The following is a 613-nucleotide window of genomic DNA, read 5'->3' as shown; positions in this document are numbered from 1 at the left end:
ATTGCATGAACCAGCCGTGGCTGACGATGAACGACTGGCCGGTGAGCGCCGCGCTCGGGAACGCCGAGAGGAACAGCACCGTCTGCGCGACGTCCTCGACCGTGGTGAACACGCCATCCACCGTCTGGCCGAGCATCACCTTCTTGACCACTTCTTCTTCGCTGATGCCGAGCTCCTTCGCTTGCTCGGGGATCTGCTTGTCGACGAGCGGCGTGCGCACGAAGCCCGGACAGACCACGTGCGAGCGCACGTTATGCGCCGCGCCTTCCTTGGCGAGCACGCGTGCGAGGCCCAGCAGCGCATGCTTGGCCGCCACGTAGGCCGACTTCAGCGGCGACGCCTCATGCGAGTGCACCGAGCCCATGTAGATCACGACGCCGCCGCGATTGTCCTTGTACATGTGCTTGAGCGCGGCCTTGGTCGTGAGGAACGCGCCATCGACGTGAATCGCCTGCATCTTCTTCCAGTCCGAGAACGCGTAGTTCTCGATCGGATTGACGATCTGGATACCGGCGTTCGACACGAGGATGTCGACCGAGCCGAATTCGGCGGCGACCTTATCGATGCCTTGGTTGACCGCTTCTTCGTTGGTGACGTCCATCGCGACGCCGAC

1 protein-coding gene is annotated in these 613 nt (G+C 63.1%); it reads right to left on the bottom strand.

Annotation, left to right across the window (positions count from 1 at the left end):
* The coding region (locus tag AAHK20_RS33480) for a 3-hydroxybutyrate dehydrogenase (protein ID WP_449185801.1) at positions 1 to 613 on the bottom strand (613 nt) is incomplete at both ends.

Source organism: Trinickia camelliae (assembly GCF_053525655.1).
This window is presented reverse-complemented; position numbering and strand designations above follow the sequence as displayed.